The sequence below is a fragment of the Actinomycetospora aeridis genome (assembly GCF_037400275.1).
GTDB lineage: Bacteria > Actinomycetota > Actinomycetes > Mycobacteriales > Pseudonocardiaceae > Actinomycetospora > Actinomycetospora aeridis.
This window is the reverse complement of sequence record NZ_JBBEGL010000001.1, coordinates 257,343-274,655: the sequence shown is the minus strand read 5'-3', so window position 1 is coordinate 274,655 and position 17,313 is coordinate 257,343. Positions and strand designations below refer to the sequence as shown.

General features: G+C 74.5%; 16 protein-coding genes. 12 read left to right on the top strand and 4 right to left on the bottom strand.

The genetic code is table 11. From position 1 onward, the window contains the following. The first annotated feature begins 159 nt into the window (after positions 1 to 159). The 3 genes from WCD41_RS01365 to WCD41_RS01355 all read left to right on the top strand — a co-directional run bounded on the left by WCD41_RS01365 (position 160) and on the right by WCD41_RS01355 (position 3,770). On the top strand, positions 160 to 1,728 hold the full coding sequence (locus tag WCD41_RS01365) for an adenylate/guanylate cyclase domain-containing protein (RefSeq protein ID WP_337711578.1): 1,569 nt from the start codon (positions 160 to 162) through the stop codon (positions 1,726 to 1,728). A gap of 141 nt (positions 1,729 to 1,869) precedes the next feature. After that, positions 1,870 to 3,138 carry a cytochrome P450 gene (locus tag WCD41_RS01360; RefSeq protein ID WP_337711577.1) on the top strand — a complete coding sequence of 423 codons (1,269 nt, stop codon included), beginning with the start codon at positions 1,870 to 1,872 and terminating at the stop codon, positions 3,136 to 3,138. Between the two features lie 8 nt (positions 3,139 to 3,146). Then, positions 3,147 to 3,770, top strand: coding sequence for an acyl-CoA-like ligand-binding transcription factor (locus tag WCD41_RS01355; RefSeq protein WP_337711576.1), 624 nt, complete (start codon positions 3,147 to 3,149; stop codon positions 3,768 to 3,770). A gap of 62 nt (positions 3,771 to 3,832) precedes the next feature. On the opposite strand, the gene WCD41_RS01350 is transcribed toward WCD41_RS01355, so the two are convergent. Next, complete coding sequence (locus WCD41_RS01350; protein ID WP_337711575.1) at positions 3,833 to 4,222, bottom strand: tautomerase family protein; 390 nt, start codon at positions 4,220 to 4,222, stop codon at positions 3,833 to 3,835. A 54-nt stretch (positions 4,223 to 4,276) separates the two neighbouring features. Between WCD41_RS01350 and WCD41_RS01345 the strand changes: the two genes are divergently transcribed. Continuing rightward, on the top strand, positions 4,277 to 4,723 hold the full coding sequence (locus WCD41_RS01345; RefSeq protein ID WP_337711574.1) for a winged helix-turn-helix transcriptional regulator: 447 nt from the start codon (positions 4,277 to 4,279) through the stop codon (positions 4,721 to 4,723). A 10-nt stretch (positions 4,724 to 4,733) separates the two neighbouring features. Here the strand turns inward: WCD41_RS01345 and WCD41_RS01340 are convergent, their stop codons facing one another. Then, complete coding sequence (locus WCD41_RS01340) at positions 4,734 to 6,494, bottom strand: pyruvate dehydrogenase (RefSeq protein WP_337711573.1); 1,761 nt, start codon at positions 6,492 to 6,494, stop codon at positions 4,734 to 4,736. 101 nt (positions 6,495 to 6,595) lie between these two features. Here WCD41_RS01340 and WCD41_RS01335 point away from each other — a divergent pair, with 101 nt between their 5' ends. Then, positions 6,596 to 7,807, top strand: a complete 1,212-nt coding sequence (locus WCD41_RS01335) for an alpha/beta hydrolase (protein WP_337711572.1) — start codon at positions 6,596 to 6,598, stop codon at positions 7,805 to 7,807. Here the strand turns inward: WCD41_RS01335 and WCD41_RS01330 are convergent. Then, a complete protein-coding gene (locus tag WCD41_RS01330; protein ID WP_337711571.1) occupies positions 7,800 to 8,453 on the bottom strand; it encodes a TetR/AcrR family transcriptional regulator in 654 nt (217 codons plus the stop codon). The two genes, WCD41_RS01335 and WCD41_RS01330, sit on opposite strands and share 8 nt — an antisense overlap. Before the next feature lie 75 nt (positions 8,454 to 8,528). Here WCD41_RS01330 and WCD41_RS01325 point away from each other — a divergent pair, with 75 nt between their 5' ends. The 5 genes from WCD41_RS01325 (at position 8,529) to WCD41_RS01305 (ending at position 13,656) form a co-directional block, all read left to right on the top strand. Continuing rightward, complete coding sequence (locus WCD41_RS01325) at positions 8,529 to 9,746, top strand: cytochrome P450 (protein ID WP_337711570.1); 1,218 nt, start codon at positions 8,529 to 8,531, stop codon at positions 9,744 to 9,746. Between the two features lie 18 nt (positions 9,747 to 9,764). After that, a complete protein-coding gene (locus WCD41_RS01320; protein WP_337711569.1) occupies positions 9,765 to 10,391 on the top strand; it encodes a hypothetical protein in 627 nt (208 codons plus the stop codon). Continuing rightward, positions 10,388 to 11,854 carry a protein adenylyltransferase SelO gene (locus WCD41_RS01315; RefSeq protein WP_337711568.1) on the top strand — a complete coding sequence of 489 codons (1,467 nt, stop codon included), beginning with the start codon at positions 10,388 to 10,390 and terminating at the stop codon, positions 11,852 to 11,854. The genes WCD41_RS01320 and WCD41_RS01315 overlap by 4 nt, the downstream gene beginning before the upstream one ends. Before the next feature lie 96 nt (positions 11,855 to 11,950). After that, positions 11,951 to 13,045 (top strand): LLM class flavin-dependent oxidoreductase, encoded by a 1,095-nt coding sequence (locus tag WCD41_RS01310; protein WP_337711567.1) that lies wholly within the window; start codon positions 11,951 to 11,953, stop codon positions 13,043 to 13,045. Then, the gene (locus tag WCD41_RS01305; protein WP_337711566.1) at positions 13,045 to 13,656 is read left to right on the top strand and encodes an FMN reductase; all 612 of its coding nucleotides are present in this window, start codon (positions 13,045 to 13,047) and stop codon (positions 13,654 to 13,656) included. Before WCD41_RS01310 ends, WCD41_RS01305 begins: the two co-directional genes overlap by 1 nt. Here the strand turns inward: WCD41_RS01305 and WCD41_RS01300 are convergent. Continuing rightward, entirely contained in the window at positions 13,653 to 15,380 is a 1,728-nt protein-coding gene (locus tag WCD41_RS01300) for an MFS transporter (RefSeq protein WP_373695058.1), read from the bottom strand. The genes WCD41_RS01305 and WCD41_RS01300 overlap by 4 nt on opposite strands. A 58-nt stretch (positions 15,381 to 15,438) precedes the next feature. On the opposite strand from WCD41_RS01300, the gene WCD41_RS01295 reads away from it, so the two are divergent. Both WCD41_RS01295 and WCD41_RS01290 read left to right on the top strand, forming a co-directional pair. Continuing rightward, entirely contained in the window at positions 15,439 to 16,116 is a 678-nt protein-coding gene (locus tag WCD41_RS01295; RefSeq protein ID WP_337711565.1) for a TetR/AcrR family transcriptional regulator, read from the top strand. Next, positions 16,113 to 17,312 (top strand): cytochrome P450, encoded by a 1,200-nt coding sequence (locus tag WCD41_RS01290; protein ID WP_337711564.1) that lies wholly within the window; start codon positions 16,113 to 16,115, stop codon positions 17,310 to 17,312. Before WCD41_RS01295 ends, WCD41_RS01290 begins: the two co-directional genes overlap by 4 nt. Position 17,313: the final 1 nt, after the last annotated feature.

Genomic DNA, 17,313 nt, shown 5'->3' with positions numbered 1-17,313 from the left:
GTCCGTCACGCGACGTGCACCCGTCGCCGGGGCGTCGACCACGGCGCATCACCCTCCGTGCCACGAGGCCGCGTGCTCACCACACGATCGGGCGAACGGTGCCGCGTGATCTGTGCACGCTGGGCGGTACCGCCGGTACCGCGTGGATAGGGTCGTGGCATGACGACCGACGCGGGGTCGCCGGTGGGGTCGGCCGGGTCGCTCCGGGGCCGCGGGACCGTGCACCGCGACTTCCGGCCGGCGACGAAGGCGATGGTCGGCGCGCAGGTCGTCGTCTCCAACGTCGTCGGCGCGGCCATCGTGCTCGGGCTCGCCGGCTACGTCCTGCCGACCCAGTCGCTGGTGGCCGCTCCGGAGGGCGCCCTCGTCCGCAACCTCTGGACGTTCGGGCTCTACCTCGCCGCGGCGGTGCTCGTCGGCCTCGTCTGGGGCTACCGCTGGGTCCGCGTGCCGCCGCGGCCCGCCGACCCGGACGACGAGGAGGCCTGGTCGCGGCACCGCACCCTCGCCCGGCGTGCGGTGCTCGGTGCGCCGATGCGCATCACCGTCGTGCAGGCGGTGCCGTGGCTGCTCGCCGTCCTGCTCTTCGTCGCGATCAACGCCCGCTTCTCGCTGACCGTCGCCCTCACCGTCGGCTGCGTCGTCGCCCTCGGCGGCATCGCGACCGTCGCCGTCGGCTACCGCCTCTCCGAGCTGACGCTGCGCGGCGAGGTCGCCCGGGTGCTCGCCGAGGACCCGCCGACCCGGCTCGGCACGCTGCCCGCCGTCGCGGCCCGGTCGCTCGGCGCGTGGCTGCTCGGCACCGGGGTGCCGGTGCTCGGCATCGCCCTCGCGGCCGCCGCGTCCCTGCTGTTCCGCGACTACTACACCGTCACCCGCCTCGGGGTGGTCGTGCTGGTGCTCGCGGTCGTCGCGCTCGCGGTCGGCTTCCTGCTCACGGCCCTGACCTCCACGGCGATCACGACCCCGTTGATGGCGGTGCGCGACGCGCTGCGGCGCGTGCAGGAGGGCGACCTCGACGCGCGCGTGGAGGTCTCCGACCCCACCGAGCTCGGCATGCTCCAGGCCGGGTTCAACGAGATGGCCACGGGGCTGCAGGAGCGGGACCGGGTGCGCGAGGTGTTCGGGCGCCACGTCGGCCGGGAGGTCGCCCGCGCGGCCCTCGCCGACGAGATCGAGCTGGGCGGCGAGGTGCGCGAGGTCGCCGTCGTGTTCGTCGACATCATCGGATCGACGGAGATGGCCTTCGAGCGCCCGCCGCAGGAGGTCGTCGCGGTGCTCAACGCGTTCTTCGCCGAGGTCGTCGACGTGGTCGAGGCCCACCGCGGCTGGATCGACAAGTTCGAGGGCGACGCGGCGCTCGCCGTGTTCGGGGCCCCGGACGCGATCGGCGACCCGGCCTCCGCCGCGCTGGGCGCCGCCCGCGACCTCGCCGGACGCCTGGCGGGGCGCGACCCGGGCGCCGGGATCGGCGTCTCCGCCGGCCCCGCCGTCGCGGGCAACATCGGCGACGCCCGCCGCTACGAGTACACGGTGATCGGCGACCCGGTGAACGAGGCCGCGCGCCTCTGCGACGTCGCCAAGGGCCTGCCCGGCCGCCTCGCCGCCTCCGACGCCGCGGTCACCCGCGCCGGACAGGAGGAGGCCGGGCAGTGGACCGAGGTGGACGTGGTGCGCCTGCGCGGCCGCCAACGCGTCACCCACGTCCACGCCCCCACCCCCGCCTGAGGTACGGGGTGTCTCAGCCTGGCGTCCACGCTGACGTCAGACGTCAGCAACTCCCCCACGATCACCGGCGCCCGCTGACGCCGATTTGATGCACGGTGTGCATCCGTGCACGGCGTGCACGATGTCCGTACGGTCGGCCCCGTGGACCCGAGCAGCGACACGGCAACCAGCTTTCCGACCGCCATGCGCGGCGTCATGCCCGCCGACCTCCTCGAGCGCGACGCGCGCTGCCCGTTCGACCCGGCGCCGGGGCTGCTGAGCCGCCGCGACGGCGACCCCGTCCAGCCGCTGCCGCTGGCGAACGGCGCGCGGGCGTGGCTCGTCACCGGGTTCGAGGAGGCCCGCGCCGTGCTGGCCGACGGCCGCTTCTCGAACGACCGCATCCGCCACCCCGACGCGACGCAGATGAGCGCGGAGCAGGCCGCCAACGGCTACTGCCCCGTCGACGTCCCGGAACGCCGGGACGGCATGTTCATCTTCATGGACCCGCCCGAGCACACGCGCCTGCGCAGCCTGCTCACCGGCCAGTTCACGGTGCGCCGGATGCGGGCGCTGGAGTCGCGGCTGCGCGAGATCGCCGTCGAGCACATCGAGGCGATGCGGGCCGCGGGCACCTCCGCCGACCTCGTGCCCTCGTACGCCCTGCCGCTGCCCTCGCTGATGATCTGCGAGCTGCTCGGCGTCGACTACGCGGACCGCGAGACGTTCCAGCGCAACACCGCCGTCGCGCTGAGCTCGACGTCCAGCGACGAGGACCGGGCCCGCGCCGGCGGCGAGCTGTACGCGTTCATCGCGGGCCTCGTCGCCGCCAAGCGCGCCGCGCCGTCCGACGACCTGCTGTCGGGCCTCGTGCACGACGCGGACCCGCCGCTGACCGACGCCCAGCTGATCGACATGACGCTGGTGCTGCTCGGCGCCGGCCACGAGACCACGGCCAACAACCTCGCGCTCGGGATGTTCGCGCTGCTCGAGCGTCCCGAGCAGCTCGCCGCGCTGCGCGCCGACCCGTCGCTCATCGACGGCACCGTCGAGGAGCTGCTGCGCTACTGCTCGATCATTCAGCTCGGCGTCAGCCGCGTCGCCACCGAGGACGTGGCGATCGGCGGGGTGACGATCGCGGCCGGCGAGACCGTCGTCATCGGGACCCCGGAGACCAACCGCGACCCGCGGCACTGGGCCGACCCGGACCACCTCGACGTCCGGCGCGAGCGGGCCCCGCACCTGGCGTTCGGGCACGGCATCCACCAGTGCCTCGGCCAGCAGCTCGCCCGCGCCGAGATGCGCGTCGGGGTCGAGGAGCTCGTGACGCGCATGCCCGACCTGCGTCTCGCCGTCCCCGCCGACGAGGTCCCGCTGCGCAACGACATGCTGATCTTCGGGGTGCACGCGCTGCCGGTGACGTGGGGATGATGTCCGTCGTGGCGGCTCCCGCTGGGCGACGTGAGCGCAAGAAGCTCGCGACGCGCGCCGCGCTGCGCCGGGCCGCCCTGCGCCTGGCGCTGCGCGACGGCGTCGAGAACGTCACCGCCGAGCGGATCGCCGACGAGGCCGACGTCGCGCGCCGCACGTTCTTCAACTACTTCTCCGGCAAGGAGGAGGCGCTGCTCGCGACGGCCGCCCTGGGCGCCGAGGCCGTCGTCGCGCGGTTCCGGGCCCGCCCACCGCGCGAGTCGGTGCTGACCGCGCTGCGCGCGGCGGTGCTGGAGGTGATGGACGGCGGCAGCGACGGGGATGACGACCTCGCCGGACGCGAGCACGTCGCCGTGCTGCGCCTGATCCGCCGCGCGCCGTCGTTGCTACCCCAGCAGCTCTCCGTGCTCGCGGCGCAGGAGCGCGCGCTGGCGGCGGCGATCGCCGAGCGGCTCGAGCTCCCCGACGACGCCTACGCCCGCCTCTGCGCGACCACGGCGTTCGGCGCGCTGCGCGTCGTCCTCGACCGCTGGCTCGAACGCGCGGGCGACGACGTCACCCCGCCACTCGACGTCCTGCGCGCCGAGGTCGCCGACGCCTTCGCGATGCTCGCCGGCGGTCTCGACCGCTAGTCGGCGTGTGTCAGCCTGGCGGCCACGCTGACGGTGGACGACAGGAAAGCCCCCACGATCACTCAGGCGATCGCGCCCGGGTCCTCGCTCGCCTCGGGCAGGATCACGCCGCCCTCCATGACGTTCGCGCCCGGCATCTCGACGAGGAAGAGGGCGATCTCCTCCTTGGCGTCGCCGGTGATCGAGCACCAGGCGTCGGCGAGCCCCTGGAGGAGCTTTGCGCGCGTCTCCTTCGTCCGGCCCTCGCGGATGAGGCCGACCATGCGCGGCGCCGCGGTCGCCTCGCCGGCGGTGAAGATGCTGTCCGGGGCGACCTCGGTGAACGAGCACTGCACGTACGCGCTGGGCGCGCCGGTGACCTCGCCGTGGACCTTCGTGAACGCCGCGGCGATCTCCGTCCGGTGTGCGAGCACGGCACTGCCGGTGGGAGCGGTGAACTGGTAGTAGGGCATGGGAGGACCGTACACAGCCTGCTGAGACTCGAAAAGTGTCCTACGATCTGGCCCGTGCGGCACGACGAGCTCCAGGACGTCTACTGCTCGGTGGCGCGCACGTGGTCGGTGATCGGCGAGCGCTGGACGATGATGATCCTGCGCGAGTGCTTCCGCGGGGAGCGCCGCTACGACCACTTCCGGACGAAGCTCGGCCTCGGCAGCAACGTGCTCAACGACCGGCTCCGCGTGCTCGTCGACGAGGGCGTCCTCGACCGCGTGCCGTACCAGGACGGCCCGGTGCGATACGAGTACCGGCTGACGGCGAAGGGCGCGGACCTCTATCCCGTGCTGGTCGCCCTCATGGCCTGGGGCGACCGGTACGCCACCGACGTGCCGCCGGTGCGGCTGGTGCACCGCGACTGCGGGCACGCCGCCGAGCCGCGGATGACGTGCGCGCACTGCGCCGAGCCCGTGGGCTGGCGCGACATGACCGCGGAGTTCGAGCCCGGAGCCTGGTAGTGCCAGGTGACTAGCGCAGCGGGTGGCGCGGGATCGAGCGCAGGTTCGAGCGCGCCAGGTCGACCATCTTCCCGACGCCGCCGGCGAGCACCGTGCGCATGCCCGCCAGCGCGAAGCCGCGGACCTGCTCGGCGGTGATGTGCGGCGGGATCGACAGGGCGTTGGGGTCGGTGCGCACGTCGACCAGCGACGGGCCGCGGTGGTCCAGGGCTCCGCGCAACGCCCCCCGCAGCTCGCGCGGGTCCTCGACGGTCACCGCGTGCAGACCGGACGCGCGGGCGATCGCGCCGAGGTCCGCGGGGCCGTGGTCGGTCTGGAAGGACGGGAATCCCGCCACCATCATCTCCAGGCGGATCATGCCCAGCGAGCCGTTGTTGAACGCGACGACGGTGAGGTCGAGGTCCTGCTCGACGGCGGTGAGCAGCTCGCCGAGCAGCATCGTCAGGCCGCCGTCGCCGGACATCGACACGACCTGTCGCCCGGGCTGCGAGGTCGCCGCCCCGAGAGCGTGCGGGAGCGCGTTCGCCATCGTCCCGTGCCGGAACGAGCCGATGATGCGGCGGCGCCCGGTCGGCGTGATGTAGCGGGCGGCCCAGACGTTGCACATCCCGGTGTCGACGGTGACGACGGCGTCGTCGGCGAGCTCGTCGTCGAGCACCGCCGCGACGTACTCGGGGTGCACGGGACGGTGCTCCTCGACGCGCCGGGTGTAGGCGTCGACGACGTGCTCGAGCGCGTCCGCGTGGTGGCGCAGCATCTGCTCGAGGAACGCGCCGTCGGTCTTCTCCGCGACGAGCGGGAGCAGCGCGCGCAGGGTCGCGCCGACGTCGCCCTCGACGCCGAGGTCGAGCACGGTGCGCCGCCCGAGGTGGCGGGCGTCGCGGTCGACCTGCACGGTGCGCGCCTGCGGCAGGAAGCCGTCGTAGGGGAAGTCGGTGCCGAGCAGCACGAGCAGCTCGGCCTCGTGGGTCGCCTCGAAGCAGGCGCCGTAGCCGAGCAGCCCACTCATCCCGACGTCGTACGGGTTGTCGTACTGGATCCACTCCTTGCCGCCGAGCGAGTGCCCGACGGGCGCCTTGACGCGCCCGGCCAGCGCCAGCACCTCGTCCCGCGCCTCCCGCACCCCGGCGCCGACGAACAGCGTCACCGTCCGCGCGGCGTTGATCCGCTCGGCGAGCGCCTCGACGCGGTCGGGCGCGGGCTGCACCACCGACGAGGGGGCGACGAGGTCCCCGCGGCCGGTGGGGTGCGCGGCGGGCAGCGCGGTGATGTCGCCGGGCAGCACGAGCACCGACACCCCGCGGTCGGCGAGCGCGGTCTGCATCGCGATCCGCTGCAGCCGCGGCATCTGCTCCGGCCGCGAGATGAGCTCGACCCACGAGGAGCACTCGGCGAAGAGCCGCTCGGGGTGGGTCTCCTGGAAGTAGTTCGTGCCGATCTGCGTCGACGGGATGTGCGACGCGATCGCGAGCACCGGCGCGCCGGAACGGTGCGCGTCGTAGAGGCCCTGGACGAGGTGGGTGTTGCCGGGCCCGCAGCTGCCGGCGCACACCGCGAGCGTCCCGGTGAGCTGGGCCTCGGCGGCCGCGGCGAGCGCCCCGGCCTCCTCGTTGTGCACGTGGACCCAGTCGATGCCGCCCTGCGCGGCGCCGCCCGAGCGGCGGACGGCGTCGACGATCGGGTTGAGGCTGTCCCCGACGAGGCCGTAGATCCGGCGGACGCCGGCCTGGACCAGGACCTCGATGAGCTGATCGGCGACGGTGCGAGCCATGCGGCTGATCATGTGCGCTCCGCGCACGTGAGCACAAATCAGTGCTGGAGCACACGAAAGTGCTCACATGCGCGAAGCGCACCTGGGGAAGGGTGAGGGGCGTGACGCCGACCGGGACGACGACGGACGCGGGGCGACGCGCGCCGGCGGTCGCTGCCCTCGTGCTGCTCGCCCTCGGCGCGCTCGTCCTGCTCGCCGCCGCGGTCACCGCCCTCCTGCCGGGCACCGCGCTGTTCGGCACCGAGGTCTCGAAGCGCCTGGTCGTGGTCGACGGTCCTCGGCTGGTGCTGCTCGGGATCGTCGTGACGGCCGCCGCGTGGTGGCTGCGGCGGTCGCGCCTGCTCGCCCGCGCGCTGACCACCACCGTCGCCGTCGTCGCGACGGTGGCGACGCTCGTGCTCACCGGCGCCGTCGGCGCCGTGGTCACCGCGACACTGGCCGCCGGCGGCAGCGTCGACCCGTGGCGTGCGCTGACGCTCGCCGGCCCGCCCGACGGCTCGGCGCCGGACGCGCGCGCCGTCTACTCGACCACCCCGCAGGGGCAGGACCTCCACCTCGCGATCACGCGCCCCCGCGACACCGCGCGTCCCGCGCCGGTGTTCGTCTGGGTGCACGGCGGCGGGTGGGCCACCGGGTCGGAGCTCGACCGCGCCGCCGACCTGCGCCGCCTCGCCGACGCCGGCTTCCTCGCCGTCTCGGTCGAGTACACGCTCGCCGCTCCCGGTCGCCCCACCTGGGACGTCGCCGGCCCGCAGGTGGCGTGCGCCCTCGCGCGCGTCGCCGAGCACGCGGCCGAGCAGGGCGGCGACCCGCGCCGGATCGTGCTCGGCGGCGACTCCGCCGGCGGACAGCTCGCGACCTCGGTCGGCTACCGCGCGGCGAGCGGCAGCCAGCCGAGCGCGTGCCCGTCGCCGGTGCCCGTGCCCGTCCCCCGCGCGATCGCGACGCTCTACCCCGCCGTGGATCTCGACGACACCTACCGCGCCGGCCAGGGCGCCCAGGAGTTCGCCGTCGGCTACACCGGCGGCACGCCCGACCAGGTGCCCGAGCGCTACCGCGCGGTGGAGGGGATCGACGCCCTCACCCGCGCCGCGCCGCCGACCCTCGCCGTCGTCCCGGCCCGCGACCACCTCGTCCCGCCCGGGGGCGCGACCCGCTTCGTCGAGGCCGCTCGTGCCGCCGGGGTGGACGCCGAGCAGGTCGACATCCCGTTCGCCGACCACGCCTTCGACACCGGCCCGGACGGCTCGCTCGGGCACCAGGCCGCGTCCACCGTGCTCGCGCAGTGGGTGCGCGAGCAGGCGGTCAGGTGAGCGCCTCCCCGATCACCCCGTGGGTCGCCGCGCGGACGGCCTCGGAGAGCCGCGCCACCATGTCCTCGCCCGTGATCGCGACCCCGTCGGCGAGCGCCACCGCGTAGTCCTCGGTGGTGATGCGCAGGGCGGCCGCCAGCGTGGCCGCCTGGACCCGCACGGCGAGCTCGCCGGGTTCGCGCCCGAGACGGTCGGCGATCACCTCGGCGAGCACCGGCTCGGAGCGCTCGTGCACCACGAGCCAGATCGCGCGGAACGCGGGCTCGGTGCGCGACATCGCGATCACCGCGAGCGCGGCCTCGTCGTCACCCGGCGACGTCGGCGACGACGGGCGGGCGTCGGCGATCAGGTGCTCCTCGAGCGACCGGTCGCGCGGCCAGCGGCGCAGCATCGCGACGAAGGCGGCGGACGACTGCGAGAGCAGGGGCTCGACGCAGCTCTCCTTGCTGCGGAAGTAGCGCCACAGCGTGCGCACCGACAGCCCGACGCCCTCGGCGATCTGCTCCCCGCTGGTGGCCGCGAGGCCCTGGGCGCGGAAGAGCCGCACGGCCTCGCGGGAGATCTCCAGCCGCTGCAGGTCGCGCCGTCGCTCGCTCATCGGCCGGCGCCCGCGCGGGGCAGGGGGCGTCTCGGCGACCGTCGTCATGACCGACCACGGTAGCGCCCGTGGGGACAACCTGTCCCGTCGCGCCTTTCTGTCATTGAGTGCCATAATAGCGACATGAGCACCGACGCCGGCACCTGCCCCTACGCCCACGACTATCCGTTCGGCGAGGCCGAGGCCCTCGAGTTCGACCCGGCCTACGCCCGGCTGCGCGCCGAGGAGCCGCTGGCCCGCATCCGCATGCCCTACGGCGAGGAGGGCTGGCTCGCCACGCGGTACACCGACGTCAAGACCGTGCTCTCGGACCCGCGGTTCAGCCGCGCCGCGGTCGTCGGGGCCGACGTACCGCGCGCGATCCCCGAGAAGATCGACCGCCCGGACACGATCACCAACATCGACCCGCCGGAGCACGGCCGCGTCCGCCGCCTCGTCGCGTCGGCCTTCACCGCCCGACGCGCGGAGGCGCTGCGCCCGCGGGTGCGCGAGGTCGCCGACGGGCTCGTCGACGACATGCTCGCCGCCGGCTCGCCCGCGAACCTCGTCGAGGCCGTCGCGATGCCGCTGCCGGTGATCGTGATCTGCGAGCTGCTCGGCGTCCCGCTCGCCGACCGCGACGTCTTCCGCGCCGGCGCGGACGCGATGCTCTCCACGTCGAAGGTGCCGACCGAGAAGCGCCAGGCCGCGATGGCCGACCTGCAGCGCTACATCGGCACGCTGGTGGCCGACCGGCGGTCGCGGCCGGAGGGTCCCGGTGACGACGTCCTCGGCGCGCTCGTCTCGGCGCGCGAGGAGGACGGCGACCGGCTCTCGGAGGCCGAGCTGGTGAGCCTCGGCGTCGCCATCCTCGTCGCCGGCCACGAGACGACCATGAACATGACCAGCGACATGGTGCTGACGCTGCTCTCGGAGCGCGCGCGCTGGGAGGCGCTGGTCGCGGACCCCGAGCAGGTGCCGGCGGCGGTCGAGGAGATGCTGCGCATCACGCCGCTGGGCCGCCACGCCGGGCTGCCGCGCATCGCGACCGAGGACGTCGAGCTCTCCGGCGGCACGGTGCACGCGGGCGAGGCCGTCCTCGTCTCGACCATCGCCGCCAACCGCGACCCGGAGGTGTTCGACGACCCCGAGGAGCTGCACCTCGACCGCGGCTCCAGCAGCCACGTCGCGTTCGGTTTCGGGCCCCACCACTGCCTCGGCGCCTCGCTGGCCCGCATGGAGCTGCAGACGGCGCTGACGACGCTGGTCACGCGCGTCCCGACGCTCGACCTCGCCGGCGAGGTGACCTGGCGTGAGACCGCTCTCGTGCGGGGGCCCGCGGAGATGCCCGTCCGGTGGTGACCGGGTAGCCGTCGGACCATGGATCGCTTCGAAGGCTGGATCGCCGGAGTCGGCACCGCGAGCGGCCTGCGCGCCGTGGTCGGGCACTGGCCGTCCTCGCCGCTCGGGGCGTTCACCGACGTCATGGTCGAACGCCCCGACGGCAGGCGCATCCTGCTCGCCCCCGACGAGCGCGTCGCGGAGTTCGTCGGCGCCACCTACACGTTCGACGAGACGCGGCTGGGTCCGGTGGTGCACGAGCAGCAGGACGGAGAGCACTACGTGACCTCGGCCGACCTGCAGCTGGCCCTGCGGGTCGGCGGGCGCCCGCCGCTGGGGTGGCTGCTGCACGCGGTGCCCGGCCGCCTCGCCACCGCGCCGGCGTGGATCCGCGCGATCGACGCCGTCGCGCGGCGCGTGCTCCCCGGGGTGCGCACCGTCGGCAGCGCCGGGGGCGGGCGCCGCGAGTACTACGGCGCGCGGGACCTGCACCGGGTCACCGACGCCCGCGTGCGCTGGGGGGGCGTCGACCAGGGCGCGCTCACGCCGGTGTCGCCGCCGGTCCGGTTCGGGTTCGGGTCGACGCCGCGGACGCCGTCGCTCGTGCGCATCACGACGTTGATCAGGTATGACACCGTGGCCTGGCGGTTAGCCTCGAACACATGACCGTCGCCGCGTCGCCCGTGCACCTCGACGACTGGTTCGTCCGGGACCTCGGGGGGCTCTACCAGCCGTGGCAGGCCGCGCCCGCCCCGTCGCCGGAGCTGGTCGCCCTCAACGGCGAGCTCGCCGAGGAGCTCGGCCTCGACGCCGACGCCCTGCGCGCCCCCGAGGGCGTCGCGATCCTGGCCGGCACGGCCGTGCCCGCAGGCGCCACCCCGGTCGCCATGGCCTACGCCGGGCACCAGTTCGGCAACTACTCCCCCCGCCTCGGCGACGGCCGCGCGCTGCTGCTCGGCGAGATCACCGACACCGCGGGACGTCGCCGCGACCTGCACCTCAAGGGGTCGGGCCGCACCCCGTTCGCCCGCGGCGGCGACGGGCTCGCCACGCTCGGCCCGATGCTGCGCGAGTACGTCGTCGCCGAGGCGATGCACGCCCTCGGCATCCCGACCACGCGCGCCCTGGCCGTCACCACCACGGGCGAGCGCGTGATGCGCGAGCGCCCGCTGCCCGGCGCCGTGCTCGCGCGCGTCGCGTCGAGCCACCTGCGCGTCGGCACCTTCCAGTACGCCGCGGCCACCGGTGACGCCGACCTGCTGCGGCGGCTCACCGAGCACGCCATCGCCCGCCACCACCCCGACGCCGCGCACGCCGAGCGCCCGGCGCTGGCCCTGCTCGAGGCGGTCGTCGAGGCCCAGGCGGCCCTGGTCGCGCGGTGGATGGACGTCGGCTTCGTGCACGGCGTCATGAACACCGACAACATGACGATCTCCGGCGAGACGATCGACTACGGGCCCTGCGCGTTCCTGGACGCCTACGACCCGGCGACGGTCTACAGCTCGATCGACCACGGCGGGCGCTACGCGTTCGGCCGGCAGCCGCAGGCCGCGCAGTGGAACCTGGCCCGGTTCGCCGAGTCGCTGCTGACCCAGATCGAGGACGATCCCGAGGCCGCGATCCCCGCCGCCACCGACGTGGTGTCATCGTTCGCGGAGCGCTTCACCCGCCACCGCTCGGCCGGGCTGCACGCCAAGCTCGGGCTCGTCGACGAGCAGCGCGAGCTGGCCGAGGAGCTCGTGACGCTCATGGCCGAGCAGAAGCCGGACCACACGCGCTTCTTCCGCGGCCTCTCGTCCGCCGCCCGGGGTGACGCCTCCCCCGTGCTCGACCTCGTCGTCGACCGCGACGCCCTCGACGCGTGGCTGACGCGCTGGCGGGCGGCGCTGGAGGCCCAGGAGCGGCCGGTGGGCGAGTCCGCCGACACGATGGACCGCGTCAACCCGGTCTACATCCCCCGCAACCACCACGTCGAGGCGGCGCTGGACGCGGCGGTGGCCGGCGACCACGCCCCGTTCCACCGGCTCGTCGACGTGGTGTCGCGCCCGTTCGAGGAGCGCCCGGGCCTCGAGGACTACGCGAAGGGCGACCCGTCGGCCACGGGCTACGTGACCTACTGCGGCACCTGAGGATGCGGCCGGGCCCACCCGGCCCCGGAATAGTTGACGAGTCAACCAGCGTTCGGCAGAGTGCAGGTTGAAACGTCAACGAACGGAGCGCAGGCCATGCAGTTCGGTGTCTTCTCGGTCAGCGACGTCACCCCCGACCCGACGACCGGCCGCGCCCCCACCGAGGCCGAGCGGCTGCAGGCCGTCCTGCGGATCGCGGAGAAGACGGAGGAGGTCGGCCTCGACGTCTTCGCCCTCGGCGAGCACCACAACCCGCCGTTCTTCTCGTCCTCGCCGACCACCACGCTCGGCTACCTCGCGGGCCGCACGCAGCGCCTGCAGCTGTCCACCGCGACCACGCTCATCACCACGAACGACCCGGTGAAGATCGCCGAGGACTACGCGATGCTGCAGCACCTCGCGGGCGGCCGCGTCGACCTCACCCTGGGCCGCGGCAACACCGGCCCGGTCTACCCCTGGTTCGGCCAGGACATCCGCCAGGGCATCCCGCTCGCGATCGAGAACTACGCGCTGCTGCGGCGGCTGTGGGACGAGGACGTGGTCGACTGGGAGGGGAAGTTCCGCACGCCGCTGCAGGGCTTCACCTCGACCCCGCGCCCGCTCGACGGCGTCGCGCCGTTCGTGTGGCACGGGTCGATCCGCAGCCCCGAGATCGCCGAGCAGGCCGCGTACTACGGCGACGGCTTCTTCCACAACCACATCTTCTGGCCGGCCGACCACACCCGGCGGATGGTCGACTTCTACCGCCGCCGTTTCGAGCACTACGGGCACGGTGACGCCGACCAGGCGATCGTCGGCCTCGGCGGGCAGGTGTTCATGCGGAAGAACTCGCAGGACGCCGTGCGGGAGTTCCGGCCGTACTTCGACGAGGCCCCGGTGTACGGGCACGGCCCGTCGCTCGAGGACTTCGCCCGCGAGACGCCGCTGACGGTGGGCAGCCCGCAGGAGGTCATCGACCGGACGCTCGGCTTCCGCGAGTACGTCGGCGACTACCAGCGCCAGCTGTTCCTCATCGACCACGCCGGCCTGCCGCTCAAGACCGTGCTCGAGCAGCTCGACCTGCTCGGCGAGGAGGTCGTGCCGGTGCTGCGCCGGGAGTTCGCCGCCCGCAAGCCCACCCACGTGCCCGAGGCGCCGACCCACGAGTCGCTCGTGGCGGCGCAGATCGCACAGCAGGAGGTGACCGTCTGATGCGGACCCTCGCCGTCGTCAGCGCGGGCCTGTCGACGCCGTCGTCGACGCGCCTGCTCGCCGACCGTCTCACCGACGCCACCGTGACCGCCCTGGGCGAGCGCGGCGTCGAGGTGCGGCCCGAGGTGATCGAGCTGCGCGACCGCGCCCGCGACCTCGCCGACCACCTCGTCACGGGCTTCCCGAACGCCGCGCTGCGCCCGGTCCTCGAGGCCGTCGCCGGCGCGGACGGACTGATCGCGGTGACGCCGATCTTCTCGGCGTCCTACAGCGGCCTGTTCAAGACGTTCGTCGACGTGCTCGACCGGGACGCGCTGTCCGGCACCCCGGTGCTGCTCGGCGCGACCGCGGGCACCGCGCGCCACCAGCTCGCGCTGGACCACGCCCTGCGCCCGCTGTTCGCGTACCTGCACGCCACGGTCGTGCCGGCGGGGGTGTTCGCGGCAGCCGAGGACTGGGGCGGCTCGGACTGGGGATCGGGCCCGGAGCTCGCCGACCGCATCACCCGCGCCGGGAGGGAGCTCGCCGACCTCGTGGCGGCGCGGCCGGCGAGCACGGTCACCGACCCGTTCGCCGACCCCGTGCCGTTCGAGCAGCTCCTGACGGGCTAGACGCGCGCCGGGGCGGGCGCTGCATCATCGGGGCGCTCGCCCCGGGTCCGCGCCACCAGATCCACATCCCGTTCGACGCCGTCGGTCCCGCTGAGCGGCTCGGCCTGGGCGATCCCGGACCACTGCACGACCAGCAGGTGCGCGCGGCCCGTGCCGGTGCGCGCGACCGCGAACGCGCCGTCCTCGCCCGCCCGGACCGTCCCGAGCTGGTGGCCGTCGGTGCTGACGACGGTGAGCACCGCGCCCCCCGCCGGGCCGTCGCCGTGACGCACGACGCCGCTGACCAACGACGACACGGGAGCCGCCTCCGGTTCCGCGGCGACGGTCTCCGTCACCCGGGGCACCGGCCGCTGCGGCGGGATCGCCGCCACGATCGCCACCGCGACCACCGCCGCGCCGGCCCCGAGCAGCATCACGATGACGAAGGCCGCCTCGGTCGGCACGCCGGACGCCGTGACGAGCGAGGCCAGCAGGACACCGGCGACCGCGCTGGCGAACGACGTGCCCAGCGCGCGCATGAGGTTGTTGAGGCTGTTCGCCGCGGCCGTCTGCTCGACCGGCACGGCCGCCATGATCAGCGAGGGCATCGCGCCGTAGCCGAGCCCGATGCCGCAGGCGATGACGATCGAGCTGATCACCAGCTCCCAGACCGACCCGTGGAACACCGCGCCGATCCCGTAGCCGACGGCCACGACGAACGCGCCGAGCATGAGCGTCGTGCGCGGGCCGGACGCGGCGCTGATCCGCGCCGACACCGGGGACATCGCCATCATGCAGAGCCCGCCGGGGGCGAGGACGAGGCCCGCCACGAGGATCGACTGGCCGAGCCCGTAGCCGGTCTCGACCGGCAGCTGCAGCAGCTGCGGGTAGACCAGCGACATCGCGAACATCGAGAAGCCCATGACCACGGACGCGGTGTTGGTCAACAGCACCTGACGCCGGCGGCTGACCCGCAGGTCGACCAGCGGCTGGCGCGTCCGCAGCTCCCACCAGGCCCAGGCCAGCAGGACGACGACCGCGACGACGAACAGCGTCACGGTCGTCGCGCTGCCCCAGCCCCACGTGCTCCCCTTCGACACCGCGAGCAGCAGCGCCACCAGGGCGACGGCGAGCCCGACGGCGCCGACCAGGTCGAACCGCCCGCCCGCCCGCTGCGCCGACTCGGGCACCAGCGCCAGCACCCCGACGAGCACGACGACGCCGAGCCCGCCGGCGGCCCAGAACAGCACGTGCCAGTCGGCGGTCTGCGCGATGAGCGCCGCCAGCGGCAGCCCCAGCGCGCCGCCGACGCCCAGCGAGGCGCTCATCAGCGCGGTCGCCGAGCCGAGACGCTCGGGCGGCAGCTCGTCGCGCATGAGGCTGATGCCGAGCGGGATGACGCCGGTCGCGAGGCCCTGCAGCGCGCGCCCGACCACCAGCGGGACCAGTGAGGTCGACAGCGCCGCCACCACCGAGCCGGCGATGAGCATCGCGAGGCAGACGAGCAGCATCCGCCGCTTGCCCACCATGTCGGCCAGGCGCCCGACGATCGGCACCGCGACCGCGGCGGTGAGCAGCGTCGCGGTGACCACCCAGGCGGTGTCCGCGGGCGGTGCACCGAGCAGGCGCGGGAACTGCGGCACGAGCGGCACCACCAGCGTCTGCTGCAGCGAGACGGTGATGCCGGCCAGCGCGAGCACCGGGACGAACGCCGGTGTGCGCCGCGGGGTGGCAGCGGAGGTCACGACCACAATCTAAATCAGTCGATTGACATCGGCGAGATGAGGTCGTTCACTCGGCGCCGTGCCCGCCAAGGCCCGGACCGACCGCAACACCGCCACCCGTGAGCGCATCCTCGACGCCGCGGAGCGGCTCTTCGCCGAGCACGGCGTCCACGAGGTGTCCAACCGCCAGGTCGCCGAGGCCGCCGGCCAGGGCAACACGGCCGTCGTCGGCTACCACTTCGGCACCAAGGCCGACCTCGTCCGGGCGATCGTGCGCCGGCACACCGGAGCCATCGAGGCGGCCCGCGAGGAGATGGTCGGGCGCGTCGCGGGGAGCGACGATCTCCGCGACTGGCTCGACTGCCTCGTGCGCCCGACCTTCGACCACATGGGCACCCTCGGCACGCCCAGCTGGTACGCCCGCTTCGGCGCGCAGGTCATGACCGACCCCGCGCTGCGCGAGATCCTCGTCGACGAGCACCTCGGCTCGCCGTTCCTCGTGCGCATCCTCGACGGCCTGCACGCCTGCCTGCCGAGCCTGCCGCCCGCGGTGTTCCGCGAGCGCGGTGACGTCGCGCGCCACCTGCTCGTCCACGTCCCCGTCGAGCGCGAGCGCGCCCTCGCCGAGGGCGCCCCCACGACCCGCGCCACCTGGGCCGACACCGCTACCGGCCTCGTCGACGTCCTCGTCGGCGTCTGGCTCGCGCCCGTCACCACCACCCCAGATCACGAGACGACAGATCAGGAGCGTCCTTGACCTCTCGCACCGAGACCCCTCTCGACCTGCGCCGCACCGGCTTCGGGCCCGCGCCCGACGCGGAGGCGGTGCGCGACGGGGCGGGAATCGCCCGGGTGCCGACGCCGTTCGGGCCGCCGGCGTGGCTGCTCACCCGGCAGGCCGACGTGCGCCGGATGCTCGGCGACGCCGACGCGTTCGCCAACGGCTGGACCCCGGAGGACCTCGCCGGCGACGTCCGCCGCGACCCGCGCCAGCTCTCCGGCGACCGCAGCGGCAACCTGCTCTCGCTCGACCCGCCGGAGCACACCCGGCTGCGCCGCCTGCTCGCCGGCGAGTTCACCGTGCGCCGGATGCGCCGCCTCGAGCCCCGCATCGTCGAGATCGTCGACGACCACCTCGACGCCCTCGAGCGCTCCGGCGCGCCCGCCGACCTCGTGTCGCAGTACGCGCTGCCCATCCCGTCGCTCGTGATCTGCGAGCTGCTGGGGGTCCCGCCCGGCGACCAGGACGAGTTCCAGGCACGCACCAGCGCCCAGCTCGACACCGGCCTGCCCGAGGAGCGCCGCGTCGCGCTGGCCGCCGAGGCCCTGGCCTACATGCGGGGCCTCGTCGCCCGCGCGCGGCAGCAGCCCGGCGAGGACCTCATCGGCATGCTCATCCGCGAGCACGACGAGGACCTCACCACCGACGAGCTCGTCGGGATCGCGAACCTGCTGCTCGTCGCCGGCCACGAGACCACGGCGAACATGCTCGGGCTGGGCACCCTCGCGCTGCTGCGCCACCCCGAGCAGCTCGCGCGGGTGCGCGACGACGAGGAGGCCGTGGCGCCCGCGGTCGAGGAGCTGATGCGCTGGCTCTCGATCGTCAGCAGCGGCTCCCCGCGCCTCGCGCTGCGCGACGTCGAGATCGAGGACGTGACGATCCGGCGCGGCGACCTCGTGGTGTTCAACCTGCCCACCGCGAACCGCGACCCCGCGGCTGTCGACGACCCGGACCGGTTCGACATCACGCGCGAGGCCGCGCCCCACGTCGCCTTCGGCCACGGCGTGCACCACTGCCTGGGCGCCCCGCTCGCCCGGATGGAGATGCGGATCGCGTTCCCGGCCCTGCTGCGCCGGTTCCCGACGCTGCACCTCGCGATCGGTGACGGGGAGGTCGACTTCGCGACCCAGCACGCCATCCACGGGCTCGAGCGCCTGCCCGTGGCGTGGTGAC

Coding starts and splice junctions, on each gene's coding strand:
- WCD41_RS01365 (WP_337711578.1), top strand. CDS start 160: ATGACGACCGACGCGGGGTCGCCGGTGGGGTCGGCCGGGTCGCTCCGG.
- WCD41_RS01350 (WP_337711575.1), bottom strand. CDS start 4,222: ATGCCCTACTACCAGTTCACCGCTCCCACCGGCAGTGCCGTGCTCGCA.
- WCD41_RS01340 (WP_337711573.1), bottom strand. CDS start 6,494: ATGGCTCGCACCGTCGCCGATCAGCTCATCGAGGTCCTGGTCCAGGCC.
- WCD41_RS01330 (WP_337711571.1), bottom strand. CDS start 8,453: ATGACGACGGTCGCCGAGACGCCCCCTGCCCCGCGCGGGCGCCGGCCG.
- WCD41_RS01325 (WP_337711570.1), top strand. CDS start 8,529: ATGAGCACCGACGCCGGCACCTGCCCCTACGCCCACGACTATCCGTTC.
- WCD41_RS01320 (WP_337711569.1), top strand. CDS start 9,765: ATGGATCGCTTCGAAGGCTGGATCGCCGGAGTCGGCACCGCGAGCGGC.
- WCD41_RS01315 (WP_337711568.1), top strand. CDS start 10,388: ATGACCGTCGCCGCGTCGCCCGTGCACCTCGACGACTGGTTCGTCCGG.
- WCD41_RS01310 (WP_337711567.1), top strand. CDS start 11,951: ATGCAGTTCGGTGTCTTCTCGGTCAGCGACGTCACCCCCGACCCGACG.
- WCD41_RS01305 (WP_337711566.1), top strand. CDS start 13,045: ATGCGGACCCTCGCCGTCGTCAGCGCGGGCCTGTCGACGCCGTCGTCG.